Below are 18,036 nucleotides of genomic sequence, written 5' to 3'. Positions count from 1 at the left end.
CCCCCTTAAATCTATTTGCAAATGTAATAATTATTTATTTGATAACAAATTGTTACGAAAGCTATCAATAAATCATTATCCTTTCAGTTTCAATCGAATTGTTGCTTTGAATTTTAAGAATGTAAATACCTTTTGCAAATTCTGAGATATTTATTTTTTCATTCATGACTTTTATGTTCTTAGCATAAATTTTATTAAAAACTGTTTTGCCGTTCATTGATGTTAGTGTAATAATAAATTGATTTCCTGAGTTGTTAAGGATTTCAAAGTTTATAAAATCTCTTGCCGGATTAGGATATATTTTAATGGTAATTTTGTTCTCATTTTCATTTATTCCACTTTTGTCTTTTACAGTAATAATAATTGTGTCACTATCTGTACATCCGTTGTTTGCAATAACATAAACGCTAAAGAAATGATTTCCCAATCCTTCATTATTTCCGTTTATTGATTTTGTTTGTGAAGTTGAATTATCATTCCATAAGTATGAAGAATATCCTGAACCTGCATCCAATACTATACTTTCTTTAAGGTCAATTGTTGTATCAGCACCAAGGTTTACAATGGGACTTTGTAGCACATAAGCAATCTTGATTATTGAGTCTTTACAGCCATAATTTGAATTTAATTTTAGTTTAATGTTATAATTTCCCGCTTGTTGATAGATGTTATCAGGGTTTTTAAAATTTGAATTATTTCCATCACCAAAATAATATTTGTAAAACATTGAGCCGTAGTCTATCCATGAAATATCAGTAAGTTTAAAATAATTTTCATTAAGGCATTGTGATGTATCATTCATAAAAAAGTTTGCATGAGGTATAGGTCTTACAAAGGCTTGTTTCACTATTGAATCTTTACAGTAATGCTCAGAAGAAGCAATAAGTGTTACGTTATAATTTCCTGTTTGTGAATATGAATGTGAGGTGGCAGAATCAGTAGAGTGTGAACCATCGCCAAAACGCCAAAAATATGTCATGTAACCGACATCAATAGTTGATGTTGTAACAAATTTAAAAGTATCGGAACCAAAACATTGAGAGTTATCATTTATTGTAAATTTTGCTTTAGGATTTGGACGAATAATAATATTTTTTGATATTGAATCAAAGCATCCTTGATTTGAAGTTGCGAATAGCTTAATTTTGTAAGTTGAATAGTTTGAATAAGTATTAGATGGGCTGTAAACAGTAGTTTTGCTTCCATCTCCTAAATCCCATAAATATGTCATGGTACCTGATAAAAGAGTCGACCTGTTAGTAAACTTAAAATCATTGTTGTTAAGACATTGAGCTTTATCATTGATGTCAAATTCAGGATTAGGTTTTGGATAAACTGTAACTATTTTTGCAATTGAATCTTTGCATCCTTCATAAGATGTTACCGCAAGTGAAACTAAGAATGAATGTGGAGCATTGTAAATTCGTTCAGGGTTTTTCTTATAAGATGTTGTGCCGTCACCAAAGTACCATTTTGTAACAAGAGAGCCATAAGGAATGCTTGTGAGGTTTGTATAAACAAATTTATTTCCGTTTAAACATTGGGTTGTGTCATTTATTGAAAAGTCTGCATAAGGAGAGGGATTAAGTTTTATATCGGAAAAGAATGAATCTTCACATCCGTAATTCGAACTTACATAAAGCTTTACTGTTGCTTTACCCAGAACAGTTTGATAAGAATATGATGGATTTTTTAGTGATGAAGTACTTCCATCTCCAAACTCCCAGTAGCTGGAATAAGTTCCTGTATTAATATTTGTTGTATTTGAAAAAACAAAATTGTTCCCTGTAAAACATTGTAAGGTGTCATTTACAAAAAAGTTTGCTTCAGGCATTGCTCTAAGGTAAACATTTTTAGAAACAGAATCTGTACAATTGAAATTTGAAGTGGCAATAAGTTTTACCAAATAAATATTATCATTAGCATAAGAATGAGAAACTGTTGTTGCATTAGAATTCAAAATATTTCCGTCATCAAAATCCCATTGATAGGTCATTGTGGTTTGTGAACTTATTGTTGAATTATTAGTAAAACTAAAATTGTTTCCAAACAGGCATTGACTTGAATCAGCAATGCTGAAATCCGCCACAGGTTTTGGTTGAACAAATACATTTTTGGAAATTGAATCAACACATCCTTGAGCAGAAGTGGTAAAAAGTGTTACTTCAAAAGTATCGTTTGTTGCAAAGCTATGTGTTGGATTTTTCACAATTGAGCTGTCTCCATCTCCAAAATGCCAGATATATTGTGCAGGTGTGTCGGGAATAAATGAGGTGTTTGTAAAAGTAAAACTATTGTTTGTCAAACATTGAGAATTGTTAGTGATTGAAAAATTAGCAGTAGGTGATGGAAGGACAACAATGTTTTTAGAAAGAGTGTCTTTACAGCCTTGAGTAGAAGTAATCATTATGCTTACTTCAAATGTGTCTGTTGAAGCATAGCTGTGTGTTGGATTATCCATTGTTGAAAGGTAACCGTCTCCGAGATTCCACATTTTGGATTGTATTCCGAAAAGTGAAGATGAGTTGTTTGTAAAAACAAAATAATTTCCACCAAAGCATTGAATACTATCGTTGATGCTAAAATTCGCAGTTGGTTTTGGATTTACATAAACTGATTTTGTTATGGAATCTTTACAGCCATTATTGGAAATTGTTATGAGTTTAATATCAAAAGTATCAGAATACTGATAAGAATAATTTGGATTTGATAAACTTGAATTGTTCCCATCTCCAAAGTTCCAGAAATTTGTAAATGTTCCGTTAGGGATTGTTGTAGAATTTGTTAAAATAAAATTATTAACTCCAAGACATTGAGTATTATTTGAAATTGAAAATCCTGCATCAGGATTTGGATTTACAATATTTGTCATGGAAAAAGTATCTGAACATCCGTTATTTGAAGTTGTAATCAATTCAACATCAAAGCTGTTTGAGCTTGCAAATATATGACTTGGATCTTTTGCCGATGAAGTATTTCCGTCATCAAAATCCCATGAATAATTAAGAGTCCCTGAGTCGATTGTTGAATTGTTTGTAAAGATAAAATTATTGTTGTTTAAACATTGGTTGCTATCGTTTACAGAAAAATATGTTGTAGGAGATGAGTAAACATAAATATTTTTTGTAATTGAATCAATGCAATTTGAGGATGGATTTATTATTAATTTCACATTATAAGTTCCTGCTGTTGCATATTGATGAGTTGGATTTTCAAGCGAGCTACTTGTAGCGTCTCCAAAATACCATGTATAATTTCCTGATAAACCTGTAACATTTGAAGTGTTTGTAAATGAAAAGGAGTTCCCTACTTTGCATTGAGAACTGTCGTTGATTGAAAAGTTAACGATTGGACTTGACACAATGTAAACAGCTTTTTCAATGGAATCAGAGCATCCGAGATTTGAACTGCTTTTTAAACTTACTGTAAAGGTATCAGTAGTTAGGTATGAATGGCTTGGGCTTTGAGAAGATGAAGAATTTCCATCACCAAAATTCCAAAGATATGACAATGAGCCTGAATTTATTGAGCTACTATTTGTGAAAACAAAAGAATTGTTTGAAAAACATTGAACGGAATCGCTGATGCTGAAATTACTTAGCGGATTAGGGAAAACATAAGTAGTTATTGACATTGAATCCTTACATCCACGATTTGAAACGGAAACAAGCTTTACACTAAAAGTATCATCGGTGGAATAGCTGTGTGAAGGATGTTTTGTGGTTGAACTGTTTCCGTCACCGAAATACCATTTATACGAAATGTTTCCTGAAGAAATATTTGAATAATTTGAAAAAACAAAACTATTATTTCCAAGGCATTGATTGCTGTCGTTTACTACATAATTTGTAAATGGTGATGGATTTACAACAACTGTTTTGATAATGGAATCATTACATCCTGCTGAATTAATTGTAAGTTCTATATTGTAACTTCCACTTGATAAATATGAATGTGAAGCATTTTTGCCGGTAGAGGAGCTTCCATCACCAAAATTCCAGTGATAAGTTACTGTTGAAGATGTGTTGTTTACTGAATTATTTGTAAAAACAAAGCTATTTCCACTGAGGCATTGGTTGCTGTCGTTAATTGAAAAATTGGCAATAGGACCCTGTAAAACATAAGTTGAAGCTGAGAACGAATCTGAACATCCTTTGTTAGAGGTAGAAATTAATTTAACATCAAAAGTGTCGCTGTAAGAATAAGAATGTGTTGGGTTTGGAAGGCTTGAATTATTGCTGTCACCAAATTGCCAAGTGAAGGATAAAGTTCCTGAATTTATTGATGTATTATTTGTAAAAGCAAAATAATTATTACTCAAACATTGTATTGAATCGTTTAAAGAAAATTGTACTGTTGGCGATGGATAAACATAAATGTTTTGCATAACCGAATCGCTACAACTTCCTGCAAGTGCTTTGAGCTTAACCTGATAATTTCCTTCTATCGGATAAGTGTGAGTAGGGTTTTTAGAGGAAGAAGTTGTTCCATCTCCAAAACTCCATAAATAGTAGGAATTGTTTGTATCAATATTTGTTGTTGTGTTGGTAAAAATAAAATTATTTCCGACAAAACATTGAGCAGTATCGTTTACAGTAAAACCGCTATTGGGACTTGACACAACATATATTTTTTTAATAATCGAATCAGCACATGAATTTCCTGAATTTATTACAAGCTTAACGTTGTAAGTGTTGGCTGAAATGTAAGAATGTGTCGGGTTTTGAGAAGTCGAATTATTTCCATCACCAAAATTCCAGTAGTAAGTTAAGCTTCCTGAACTAATGCTTGATGAATTGGTAAAGGAAAAGCTATTTCCAAGGAGGCATTGCAAAGTATCGTTGATTGAAAAATCAGCAATAGGTGTAGGAAAAACCTCAACATTTTTTGTTATTGAATCCATGCAACTGTGGCTTGTTGTTGCAATAAGTTTTACAGTAAATGTATCTTCAAAATTATAAGAATGAACAGCATTTGTTGATGTGGAGTTATTTCCATCTCCAAAATTCCAGAGATATGTTAAAGCTCCGTTGTTAACATTCGTAGTATTTGTAAAAATAAAATTGTTTGAAGAAAGGCATTGTGTTGAATCATTTATTGTGAAATTTGGATTAGGTTTTGGAAAAACATAAGAGTTTTTTGTAATTGAATCTTTGCAATTTTTTGCAGAAATAGCAATTAGCTTAACATTATATGTATCAGCGGTCGCAAAAGAATGTGAAGGGTTGATAGAGTTTGAAGAATTGCCATCTCCAAATTGCCATGAATATGCTAAGTAACCTGATGAAATTGTTGAATTATTTGTGTAAACAAAATTATTTGCATTAAGGCATTGTGTACTGTCGTTTATTGAAAAATCTGCAACAGGCATTGGGTTCACATCTGCTTGTTTAATGATTGAATCTGTACAACTTAAGCCTGATGTGGCAATTAAAGTTACATAATATGAGTTGTAATTTGCATAAGTGTGTGAAGGGTCAGTAAGTGTTGATGTATCTCCATCACCAAATTTCCATAAATAGGATATGTTTCCTGAGTTGATTGTTGTTTGATTTGTAAAATTAAAATTATTTGTTACTATGCATTGTGAGTTATCATTGATACTAAAATCTGCATCGGGTTTAGGATGAACATAGGCATTTTTTGTTGCCGTATCAGCACAACTAAGATTTGATGTTACAACTAACTGAACATTAAAAGTATCACTGGAATTATAGTTATGGGAAGGACTTGTAAGGCTGGCTGAATATCCATCGCCAAAAGCCCATGAATAGCTTATGTTTCCTGTGCCAATAGATGAAGTGTTGGTAAAAACAAAGTTGTTTGCTGTTAGGCATTGTGAACTGTCGTTTATTGTAAAACTTGCAGTTGGAGAATGTAACACAACTATTGATTTTGTTATTGAATCAGAGCAACCGTTGATAGGTGTTGCTACTAATTTTATTTGGTAAGTATCGGCAACGGAATAGGAGTGGGCAGGATTTATTAAAGTTGATTGATTATTATCTCCAAAGTTCCAAAGGTATGTTACGGAATCAGAGCCGGTTATTGAATTGTTAGTAAAAATAAAATTATTAGAGGTAAAGCATTGAATAGTATCATTTATAGTAAATTTTGCTTCAATTCCTTTTTCATCAGCACCAATTGTCGGATAAATTAAACATCTTAAATCACCATCTGCATCAAAAACTACATTTAATGTATCACCACCAATACCGCCAACAGTATCGTGTATGTGGAGGTCGGATGAAGATAAAAATCCGGGATATACATTATCAAAAGAATTAGTATCGTGAGGTGTTTTAATATAATAAGATGAATTTTTAAATGCATTAAGATTACTGTAATAAGCATGATTGTAAAATGCATATTGAGTATTATTCGGATAATAATAATTATTAAAATCAATTTCTGTTCCTACTGAATAAGAGAGTGATAGAAGATAACTATTAGTTGTATTTGCTAAAATATTATTTTTTATAATTGAAGAATCACAATGTGTTAATAATCGAATATTTGCGTATGATGCTGATGAAATATTACCATCTGTTAAAATGCTGTTATGATAAATTTTTAATTTGTTGGAGTAGTAAGTATAAATGCCTATTTGATAGCTTTGGTCAGAGAAATCACTAATCATATTATTAATAATCCTTGTAGAATTTTGTGAAAACTGATAATTTTCTCTGTTTAAATATATTGCATATCTGCCAGGGTGAAGAATGTTACCTTCTATTGTAGAATTTGTTGAATAATAAAAGTATAATCCATATCCATAGGGCATTACTGTATTAAGGATTTTATTGTTTTTAAAAACGGTGTTTCCTTGATAATAAAAGCGGGCTCCATAGTAATATTGAGTTTGGAAAGTATTTCCAATAAATTTATTTCCATAACATAAATTGCTTTTATCACTTCCGTTCATGCAAGCACCAAAATATCCTCCTGTGATAATATTGTTTTCAAATAAATTGTAATTTGCAGTATTTCCGTATCCGTAATAAGTTGATTCGGATGATGAAGCCAAAATTGCATTGTTGGTATAACTTCCTGTGGTTGGTACTTTGATATAGCAATTAGAAAAAGTATTTGAATCAGCCCCTCCTCTCATGTGAACTGCTGTACAATAGTAAGTTCCAATGGCTTGAATCTTCATGTTTTCAAAAGTAACATGGTCGGTGCCATCAAGAACAATAACTGCACGACTCAAAGAACTTCCTGCATGAAAAATATTAACACTATCTTTATCAACTCCTGAAAATATTATTGTGTTGGTTCCACTTGCCCCAGGTATTCCAGTCAGTTCAATTTTTTCGATATATGTTCCTGCTTTTACAATAAATTTTACAGCTCCTGAAATACCACAGGAATTGAGTGCAGTAATAGCTGCACCAAAAGTTGTATAGTCTCCGTTTCCTGAATTATCAATATAAAAAGTCCCTGATAATCCTACGCATTTTGAAACACAAAATGAATCTGAATTATCATAATCATTTAAAATTTGAGGGTAAATTCTTGTACACAAATTATAAGTTCCTATGTTTGAAATTGTAAAAGGAGTAGAAAAGCTAAAGTGCAATGTGTCAAAAGGTGGAAGCTTTGAAGTTATTGTTATTGAGTCATTAACCCATGAATTATTAGCAATAGAATAGGAAACATATATTTTCTGTGGTAGTATGGAATCTGTTCCCATATTTCTTAAAGTAATATCAACATTATTTGTACCTATCGAAAGAACAATCGGAGTATCGATGCTAATAATATCAAGATCAATACTAGGATGATTTATTTCATCTGCACCAAGGTTACATCCAATTGTTGAATCTCTAAGGTCTTTATCGTAGTCAATAGCAACACCACAATATGGAGCCATTAAACTTGGTGTATTTAGGGTGTCAAGATGAAGGTTGCTTTGTGAAATAAATTTAGGATCAAAATTATCAAAAGAATGTTGGTCATGAGGTGTAACTATGTATGATGAAGAATTTTTAAAAGCACTGAAATTTGAATAATAAGAATTGTTGTAAAACTTGTTTGTGCTGATGGTGTCGTAAAAATAATCATTGTAATCAATTGTAACATCAGAGGCATAATACAATGACAAAAGCATTGTGTTGTATGTGCTACTAAGGATGTTGTTTTTTATAATTGAGTATTTTGGATAGTACCACAAACGAATGGCAGCATAGCCATAAGAATATACACTTCCGTTAACCCAAATGCTGTTGTGTAATATTTTTAAATTATAACAATAATAATATCCATAAATACCTGTTTGATAAGTTGAACTTTTAAAATTACTTATCATATTATTTGATATAATTGTTGAATTTGATGTATAAAAATTATTTTCACGATAAAGATAAATCCCATATCGTCCCGGCTGAATATTATTACCGTCAAAAATAGAAGCAGTGTTATAATAGCTTAGTATTCCATAGGCATAATAACCTCTAAAATTTATTAGAGAGTTATTAAGAATATGTAAATCTTTTTGGTATTTGCTGTAAATTCCATAATAATATTGCTGTTGAAACGAACATCCTGAAAAAGTGTTTCCAATACACATTGATGCTGTATTTGACCCTTCCAATCTTGCACCATAATATCCTCCGATAATATCACAGTTTTCAAAATGCATATAGTTGGCATTATTGCCAATTGCACCAACTGAGTTTTCGGTAGATGAGGCAAGTATAACTTGTTGCCATTGGCTTGTAGAAGTAGTACTAACTTTTAGCTCGCAATTTGAAAAAGTATTATGGTCGGATTCATTTCTAAAAAGCACACAAACGCCATAAGTTGTACCAGTGTTATGTATTTTCATGTCTTTAAAAGTGATATAATCACAACCTTTAAAGTTAACAGTTGCTCTGTTTCCTCCCGATAAACCTTGATAAGTAAGAGTAACACTATCTTTGTCAACACCTTTAAAAATTATTGTGTTGCTTGAATCCGCTCCGGGGATTTCTCCAATAATTATCCTTTCTGAATATGTTCCGGCACTAACAATAAAAACCGTTGGACCTGTAACTCCATAATTTAAGTCGGCAACTGCTGCGGCAAAAGTAGTGTAGTCTCCATTTCCTGCCGAATCAATATAAAAAGTATCCTGAATACCTGTTCTAAAACTTAATGTAAGTGTGTCATTTGACGTATCATCATCAGGTTGTGTCCTGTTAGGTTTTGTTGACCAAACTTTTATAAAATGATTTCCTTGAGAAATATTTATTGTATTTGAAAAGGTATGAGTTTTTATTTCATCAGGCAATAATCCTCCGGATATAGTAACATTAGTGTCGTGAACTGCTGTGTTGTTATCAATTTTATATCCAAAATCAGCATTGTTAATTGTATCGGAACGCACATTCCTGTAATTAACTTTCAAGGTATTATTTCCTGCATTCCAAATTAGGGGTGAAGCAATTGAGGCGAGTTTTATGTCCAATCCATTTGCAACATTACCACTTATTTCTACATCATCAACGCAAACACCATATCCATATCTTGCATCTCCTTCAAATGCAATGTAGTATGTTGTTGTACTTGTATTTGGTAAATTTATTGTCCTTTGAGTCCATGTAGAAACATTTGTATTATAATATTGTAATTGAGTCCATGAGCCTGTAGCAGATGTTTTGTAAAAAACTCTGAGATAATCCTGATCACCTGAATAATTTTCTTGTGTATGATAAAATTTTAATTGAACATTTGAATAATAAGTAAGATTTATTGCAGGTGTAATTAGTTTTGTTTTTCTGTAAATCCCTCCATAATAGAGTAATGCATTGTAAGTCCCATTGTTGGCTGAAGAAGGATGGTTACTATTACCACCACTTGTAAATGACCAATTAAGTGTGTCGTGAACATATTCTTGCGTCCAGCCTGTGGGCATTTGTCCGTTATTTTCAAAGGTTTCAGTAAAAACTGTTACCTGACTGAATGTTGAAAAGCTAATAAATATGAATAGTATTATGTAAAAATATTTTGAGTTTATTCTATTTGTATTTTCCATTTTCAAATCTTAAATAGTTACAAAAAACAATAAAGCTGTAAAGGTACAACAAATAATAATAAACTAAATGTGTTTTAATGAAAAAATAATAAGAGCTTGATTTACAAATGAGACTGTTGTTCCCAATTATGTTTGCTGATTTGACAAACTTTTATAAACAAGGGATACAATTTATTTTAAATTAAATGTTTATCCGTATGTTTCCCTAAAAAAAACAATGAAACATAATGCGTTGAAAATAAATGTATTGTATTTTATCTATTTTTTAATTTTCATAGCTTAAACTTGCAGAAATTATTATCCTATAATTTGTAAAATTAATTTTTACGAGATTTTCCTATGAATTAAAATTACTTTTAATTAGTGTCTCTAAGAAAACTCTGCAAAATTAGATTCCTATCTTTTTGCGATATTTTTATCTTTCTCAACTCACTGATGCTAAGGCATCGCCTCGTCTCAAAAAATAAAAATCTCACTTGCCTGACGGCAAAGGCAGGTCAAAAATTTTAGAAATCATAAAATTTGATAGTTTTCTTAGAGGCACTATGTAACATAAAGCAAAAAATTGTATTATAACAAAAATTATTTTTACTTTTGAAAAAAATTAAATAATAAATTATGAAAAAATTAAGTGTATTATTAGTTATTCTTATATTGTTTTCCTGTAAAAATAAAAAGCCAGATGAAAAAATGATTTATCCAGAGACGAAAAAAATTGAACAAATTGATAATTATTTTGGAATTGAAGTAAAAGACCCTTACGCATGGCTTGAAAATGATACTGCTACCGAAGTTGAACAATGGGTAAAGGAACAAAATAAAGTTACTAATGCCTATTTTGATACTATCACCAATCGTAAAAAAATAAAAGACAGACTTACAGAATTATGGAATTATCCAAAATACGGACTTCCTTCAAGGGAAGGAGAAAACTATTTCTTTTTCAAAAATGATGGATTGCAACCTCAGTCTGTGTTGTATATTCAAAAAGGACTTGAAGGTAAAGCCGAGGTTTTTCTTGACCCAAATAAGTTATCTGACGATGGTAGCATAGCACTTTCAACATACTCGGTTTCAAATTGCGGTAAATATTTCGCTTATGGAATTTCCAGAAGTGGTTCTGATTGGAATGAGTTTTTTGTTAAAGAAGTTGAATCTAAAAAGATGCTTTCCGACCATATCAAATGGGTTAAATTCTCAGGTATTTCATGGTACAAAAACGGTTTTTTTTACAGCCGATTTGATAAACCCGTAGAAGGAAAAGAATTGTCAGCAAAAAATCAAAATCACAAAGTTTATTACCACATAATTGGAACAAAACAAGAAAGTGATAAACTTATTTATTCCGACCCTTCTCATCCCGACAGAAGCTTTTCTGCTGGTGTATCTGAAGATGAGAAATTTTTATTTCTCTTTGGGTATGAGTCAACAAGTGGTCATTCTGTATATTTTAAAAATGTTGAAAAGGGAGACAGAAACTTTAGAGCTATTGATGAATCATTTGATTACGAATATAATATTATTGGCAGTCAAGGAGATTCTATTTTTATTAAAACAAATAACGGAGCAGATAATTTTAAAGTTATTTCTGTAAATACTAATAATCCTGAAAAGGAAAATTGGCGAGAAATAATTCCTGAAAAGGAAACACTTCAAAGCGTAAGTTTTGTTGGGGGCAAACTTATAGCCGAATATATGGTGGACGTTGTAAGCAAAGCATTTATTTTTGATTTATCAGGCAAGTTTTTAGGTGGATTAAAACTTCCTGGACCTGGATCAATGTCAGGCATAAGCGGAAAAAAAGAAGATTCTATTGTGTTTTATTCCTTTACTTCTTTTACTTATCCATCAACGATATTTAAGTATGATGTCAAAAATAATATTTCGGAAGTGTATCGTGAGTCAGAAATAAAGGCTGACTTAAGCGATTATAAAACCGAACAAATTTTTTACGAAAGTAAAGACGGAACAAAAGTACCAATGTTTATTACACATAAAAAAGGAATAAAATTAGATGGGAATAATCCTGTTTTACTTTATGGATACGGAGGATTTAACATTAGTTTAACACCTTCTTTTAGTCTTACAAACCTTGTGTTTTTAGAAAATGGTGGAATTTATGTTCTTGCAAATATCAGAGGTGGAGGAGAGTATGGTGAAGCATGGCATAAAGCGGGAATGACATTGAAAAAGCAAAATGTTTTTGATGATTTTATTAGTGCTGCCGAATATCTGATAGAAAAGAAATATACATCTTCAGAAAAATTAGCTATTCGTGGTGGTTCAAATGGCGGATTACTCGTTGGTGCATGTATAACACAGCGTCCCGAGCTTTTTAAAGTTGCTCTTCCTGCTGTTGGCGTTATGGATATGCTAAAATTTCATAAGTTTACAATAGGACATCATTGGGCAGAAGAGTATGGAAGTAGCGATGATTCTACTCAGTTTCGTTATTTGTATGCTTATTCTCCTTTGCACAATATTCGTAAAGATGTGAAATATCCTGCAACTCTTGTTACTACTGCCGACCATGATGATAGAGTTGTCCCTGCTCATTCGTTTAAATTTATTGCAACTTTACAAGAAAAGCAAACAGGTGAAAACCCTGTAATTATCCGAATTGAAGAAAAAGCAGGACACGGTTCAGGAAAACCAACAGAGCAAATTATTGATGAATATACCGATATTTGGACTTTTGTTTTTAAAAATCTTGGTATGAAATTGATTAATGAAAAATAACATTTTTTTTATTTGAAATGAAAAGTACAAAAAAGTTTAAAGTTTTTTTTAAGAGAATTGATAACACATCTTTTTTGATACTTTTTCTAACGCTGTTTTTACTTTTTTCAAGCATAGTAACAAAAGCACAAATTAGTGGTTGTACAGATTCGAGAGCAAATAATTACAATCCTTATGCAACACAAAATGATGGCTCTTGTGTTTATGATAAAACAAATTATAAAGCACGGGAAATAATATCTTCACTACCTGAGAAACTGATAGAAAATTCAGGTTTAATTTTATTTAACGGAATGTTCTGGACTCATAATGATGGTGGCGGAAAAGCTGAAATTTATGCTTTTGACACAATTTCAGCTTTGATTTTAAAAACGGTAAAATTATTAAATGCATCAAATATTGACTGGGAAGATATTACTCAGGATTCCAATAATATTTTTATTGGTGATTTTGGTAACAATAGTGGTAATCGTGATGATTTAATAATTTATAAAATCTCTAAATCGGAAGTAAATAATCATGATTCGGTTTTTGCTAAAAGCATTTCTTTTTCTTATCCTGATAAAGAGGGAAGCAATACAGGAATTAATAATCATAATTTCGATTGTGAAGCTTTTTTCTGTTTTAACGATAGTTTGTATTTATTTTCAAAAAATTGGGCAAACAATAAAACCAAATTATATACATTACCAACGGATACAGGAATATTTGAAGCCAATTTAATAGATTCTTTTAATGTGGATGGATTGATTACAGCAGCAGATATTTTTGAGGATTCTTCACAAGTTGTGCTGCTCGGTTACAAAAATTATAATCCTTTTATTTGGCTATTATTTGATTATAAAAAAAATGATTTTTTTTCGGGGAATAAAAGAAGAATTGACCTAAACGGACTTTTAGGTTGTCAAGCAGAGGCTGTGTGTTTTACTGATAATAAAAATATAATTTTTTCAAGTGAAAAATCAGCAGTTATTAAAAACAAAGTATTCGGAATATATTTTTGGCAATGGGTGAATGATATTTCTAATTCTAAGAATAGTAGCTATTACATTGATGATACATTAATCAAGATTTATCCAAATCCTGCAAATGATAATGTAAAAATTGTTTTTGATAAAAGTATTAACAAGAGAGTAAAGATTAAAATTTTTGATAACAACTTGAAAAAAATATCTGATTTAAAAGTGAATCTTAATAGGTTGTGTCCTAAAGAAATATTTATAGACCTTAAAGATGTGAACCCCGGTATTATTTATTTTCAAATATTTATTGGCAAAAAAAAAGTGTTAAAAAAAATTATTGTAAATTGATATTTAATAACGGATAATCAGAATATTAATGTAATTTTGATTTTGAGTTTAATATAATTCTATCTTATTAATTGTAATAATATTATGACAACGGAGTCTAAACAATTGAATGTTTTAGTAGTAGAAGATGATTTTATGAATTCACGTTTTTTAATAATTGTATTAAAAAGACTTGGATACAAATCAGATACTGCTGAAGATGGAATTGAAGCAATTCAAAAATATAAAAGTAATAAGTATGATCTCATATTAATGGATATTGACATGCCTTTAATGAATGGATTTCAGGCAAGTGAGAAAATCAGAGAAATAGAAAGAGAAAAAGGAATTATTGATGGAATAAAAATTATTGGTGTTACAGCTAAAGCTATAGAAGGCGAAAAGGAAAAATGTTTTGATGCAGGAATGGATGAATATCTTTCTAAACCTTTTAGGTCGGATGATTTGGTTAAGGTTATAAAAGAAATTGCCCTATAGCTTCGGCTTCGCTCAGCTACACTAGGCTTCGCTCAGCTACACATGTGCTTTTGCTTCGCTCAGCTACACATGTGCTTTTGCTTCGCTCAGCTATACATGTGCTTTTTCTTCGCTCAGCTACACATGTGCTTTTTCTGCGCTCAGCTACACTACGCTTCGCTTTGTTTCGCTCCGCTTATCATGTTTTGGTAAAATCATTATTGCTTCACTAAATAAGATTATTTATGAATTTTAAAAAGGATGTTCTTAACAAAATATTTTGGGTAACAATATTTGCTATTACGATGGCTTACTTAGAAACTGCTATTGTTGTTTATTTGCGAGAATTATATTATCCCAATGGCTTTTCATTTCCTTTAATGCCAATTGAAAATAATATTGCCATTGTTGAAATAGGGCGAGAGTTTGCAACAATATTAATGCTAATTTCTATCAGCGTTTTAGTTGCTAAAAAGTTCACGGAACGCTTTGCATATTTTCTTTTATCTTTTGCTGTTTGGGATATTTTTTATTACGTTTTTTTAAAGCTTCTACTCAATTGGCCTGAAAGTTTTTTAACATGGGATATTTTATTTCTTATTCCAATACCTTGGGTAGGTCCTGTAATCGCTCCTGTTCTTTTGTCCTTAACAATGATATTTTTTGCTGTGCTAATTCTCTTTTTTAATATTGAATTTGAAAGAGTAAAAATAAAAGCATTGGATTGGATGTTGTTAACACTTGGTTCTCTTGTTGTTATTTTATCATTTGTTAGGGATTATGCTTCTTTTGTTTTATCAAAATATAATTTATCTGAAATATTTCAACCCGATTCCAAAGATGCTTTAATGACTATGTCTTTAAAATATTTTCCAAATGAATTTATTTGGTGGATCTTTTGGCTTGGAGAAATAATAATACTTTTAGGAATTTTCACTTTTTATAACCGAACAAAAGGCTTATTGCGAAAGGATAAAATAGAAGTGTAAAAAGAAGATGGATATTGTAGCCTTTGAAAAAAAAGCAAAAAATAAATTTCAGGATAATAAATCTTTTCTAAAGAAGCTGAAACGCAAAAAACCAAATAATCTTGATGATATTACAAAACGTTTTCATGATGAGGCATTTGAAGAGATTGATTGTCTTGAGTGTGCAAACTGTTGTAAAACGACAAGTCCTGCTTTTTATCAAAAGGATATTGAGCGTTTATCACAAAAATTAAAAATGAGTACAAAGGAATTTATTAACACATACTTGCATCTTGATGATGAAAAAGAATATGTACTGAATGAAAGCCCCTGTCCTTTTTTAGGAGCTGATAATCTTTGTATCGTTTATGATTCACGACCAAAAGCTTGCAGGGAGTATCCTCACACAGATCATAAAAGGCAATATCAGATATTAAACAAAAGCATAAACAATACATTAGTATGTCCTGCCGTTTTTATTATTGTAGAAAGATTAAGAGAATATTACAAATTTTAACTACACTGAGGATTAAAATAAGTTAGAAAAAATTCACAAAAAACTATTTTTTCCTTTATTCATATTCTGAGTAACTTTTATTAGAAATGATATATATAAATTTGCAATACTTATGAAACATAGTATTTTATTCATATTGTTATTTCATCTAGTCATTGTGCTTCCTTTAGTAGTAGAAGGGCAATGTGATCCAAATGTTCCAACTTTTATTGTAAACCTACAAACACCGGCAACCTATAGCTGGATTAGTTCTGATACAGCAAGGCTAGGTAATTGTTGTGGAACAAGCTCACCTGATCGTTGTGTAAAGTTTATTGTTATATTACCAACAGGAGCATCAGGATTATCTTTTAACATACATTCAGGTGCAAAGCCTCCGGGTGCCTTATTTTATCAAATTAATTGTGGACAACAAACAGCAGTGGGTGATTCAATTTGTCTTTCAGGCGTAGGTCCGCATATTATTACTTTCTGTAAACCGGGAGCTAATGAAAATCAGTATAGAATTGATGTTTTTCCTGACCCCGGTGTTTCTGCTAATATTGCTATTAATGATGGATGTACAGGCATATTGCAAGCTTATGGTTATTATCTTCCAACAATTCGCTGGAATTCAATTTATCCTGATACTTTTGGTCATTACAATAATTATTTAAATTGTTCAATTGCTTGTGATAGCGTTGTTGTGGTAGGGCAAGTAGGATATCCACCTTATATAGATTATCAAGTGTGTGGTTTGCCTGAAGGAGGATGTGATACTTTAGAAACTTGTGATACGGTACGCGTGTTTTTAAATTCAACATTAACTGCAAGCATATTGCCTCAAGACCCAACGGTTTGTTTTGGAGGTACAAATGCTACGCTTACAGCACATGGTGGAGGAGGAACACCTCCATACAGATATTACTGGAGTACAAATGATACATCTCAATCAATAAGTGTTGATACGGGAACATATATTGTTACTGTTTTTGATACTACCGATTGTCCGCCAACCTATGATACTGTCACAGTTACAGCATTTTCACTTCCTATTGAAGCTCAAGCAGGCAACAATCTTACCTCTTGTGATTCATTTGCACAACTTAACGGAAATGTAATTGCTGCTTCCGGTGGAACATGGTGGGGTGGTGCCGGAACTTTTTCTCCTCATCAGGATTCTCTGAATGCTATATATTACCCTGATTCATTAGAATTGGCAATTGGTTATTCTACTTTATTTCTGACAACAACAGGAAATGGTTCATGTCCTGCTGATACAGATACAATTGTTATTTATTACGAAATTTTTGATGATACTATTTCTTTTTCAATAAAACATGTATCTTGTGCGGGGATGTCTGATGCTCAAATAAATATATCTTCTACAACACATAAATCTCCATTTGTTTATTTATGGTCAACTTCGGATTCGACTCAGGATTTAACGGGGATTGATACAGGCATTTATATCCTCCAAATTCAAGATTCAAACGGATGTACTTATATTGATAGTTTTGTAATTACTCAACCTTTGCCATTATCGATTGTTCATGATTCAACAAATATAAGTTGTAATGGAGGCAGTGATGGAAGTATAACCCTAACAGTATCAGGAGGCACAACACCATATAATTATAATTGGTCTTCAAATGATTCCACTGCAAATCCATCAGGATTACAAAGCGGAATGTATGGAGTAACAGTTACAGATAGTAATAATTGTCAGATACTTGATTCTGTTTTTCTAAGTGAGCCATTACTATTAATGTTGTCAGACAGTATAAATCAGATAAATTGTAATGGTGATAGTTCAGGTTCTATTACCCTTTTTCCACAGGGTGGTACTTTGCCATATCAGTTTAACTGGTCTGATGGTCCAACGAGTTCTACAAGAGATAGTCTGGTACCTGGAATTTATATAGTTGTTTTGACTGATTCAAATTCTTGTCAGTATAGTGATAGCTTTTTAATTACTCAACCTTTGCCGTTATCTGTTATTCATGATTCAACAAATATAAGTTGTAATGGAGGTAATGATGGAAGTATAAC

Annotated in this window: 7 protein-coding genes; 6 read left to right on the top strand and 1 reads right to left on the bottom strand. The window is 31.3% G+C overall.

Going from position 1 to position 18,036, the window contains the following annotated elements:
• Positions 1-64 precede the first annotated feature (64 nt).
• Positions 65-10,015, bottom strand: coding sequence for a PKD domain-containing protein (locus U9R42_00175; GenBank protein ID MEA3494435.1), 9,951 nt, complete (start codon positions 10,013-10,015; stop codon positions 65-67).
• A 618-nt stretch (positions 10,016-10,633) separates the two neighbouring features.
• Here U9R42_00175 and U9R42_00170 point away from each other — a divergent pair.
• From U9R42_00170 to U9R42_00145, 6 genes are all read left to right on the top strand, one after another.
• Positions 10,634-12,754: a prolyl oligopeptidase family serine peptidase gene (locus tag U9R42_00170; protein MEA3494434.1), complete on the top strand. Its 2,121-nt coding sequence runs from the start codon at positions 10,634-10,636 to the stop codon at positions 12,752-12,754.
• Positions 12,755-12,771: 17 nt separating this feature from the next.
• The gene (locus U9R42_00165; GenBank protein MEA3494433.1) at positions 12,772-14,064 is read left to right on the top strand and encodes a T9SS type A sorting domain-containing protein; all 1,293 of its coding nucleotides are present in this window, start codon (positions 12,772-12,774) and stop codon (positions 14,062-14,064) included.
• A gap of 84 nt (positions 14,065-14,148) precedes the next feature.
• Positions 14,149-14,541, top strand: coding sequence for a response regulator (locus U9R42_00160; GenBank protein ID MEA3494432.1), 393 nt, complete (start codon positions 14,149-14,151; stop codon positions 14,539-14,541).
• 224 nt (positions 14,542-14,765) lie between these two features.
• On the top strand, positions 14,766-15,509 hold the full coding sequence (locus U9R42_00155) for a hypothetical protein (protein MEA3494431.1): 744 nt from the start codon (positions 14,766-14,768) through the stop codon (positions 15,507-15,509).
• Between the two features lie 7 nt (positions 15,510-15,516).
• On the top strand, positions 15,517-16,005 hold the full coding sequence (locus tag U9R42_00150) for a YkgJ family cysteine cluster protein (GenBank protein MEA3494430.1): 489 nt from the start codon (positions 15,517-15,519) through the stop codon (positions 16,003-16,005).
• Positions 16,006-16,117: 112 nt separating this feature from the next.
• The coding region (locus U9R42_00145) for a SprB repeat-containing protein (GenBank protein ID MEA3494429.1) at positions 16,118-18,036 on the top strand (1,919 nt) is incomplete at its 3' end.

The sequence above is a fragment of the Bacteroidota bacterium genome, assembly GCA_034723125.1.
In the GTDB taxonomy this organism is placed as follows: domain Bacteria; phylum Bacteroidota; class Bacteroidia; order CAILMK01; family JAAYUY01; genus JAYEOP01.
The sequence above is the reverse complement of the archived record's forward strand: the minus strand, read 5'-3'. Positions and strand labels throughout refer to the sequence as shown.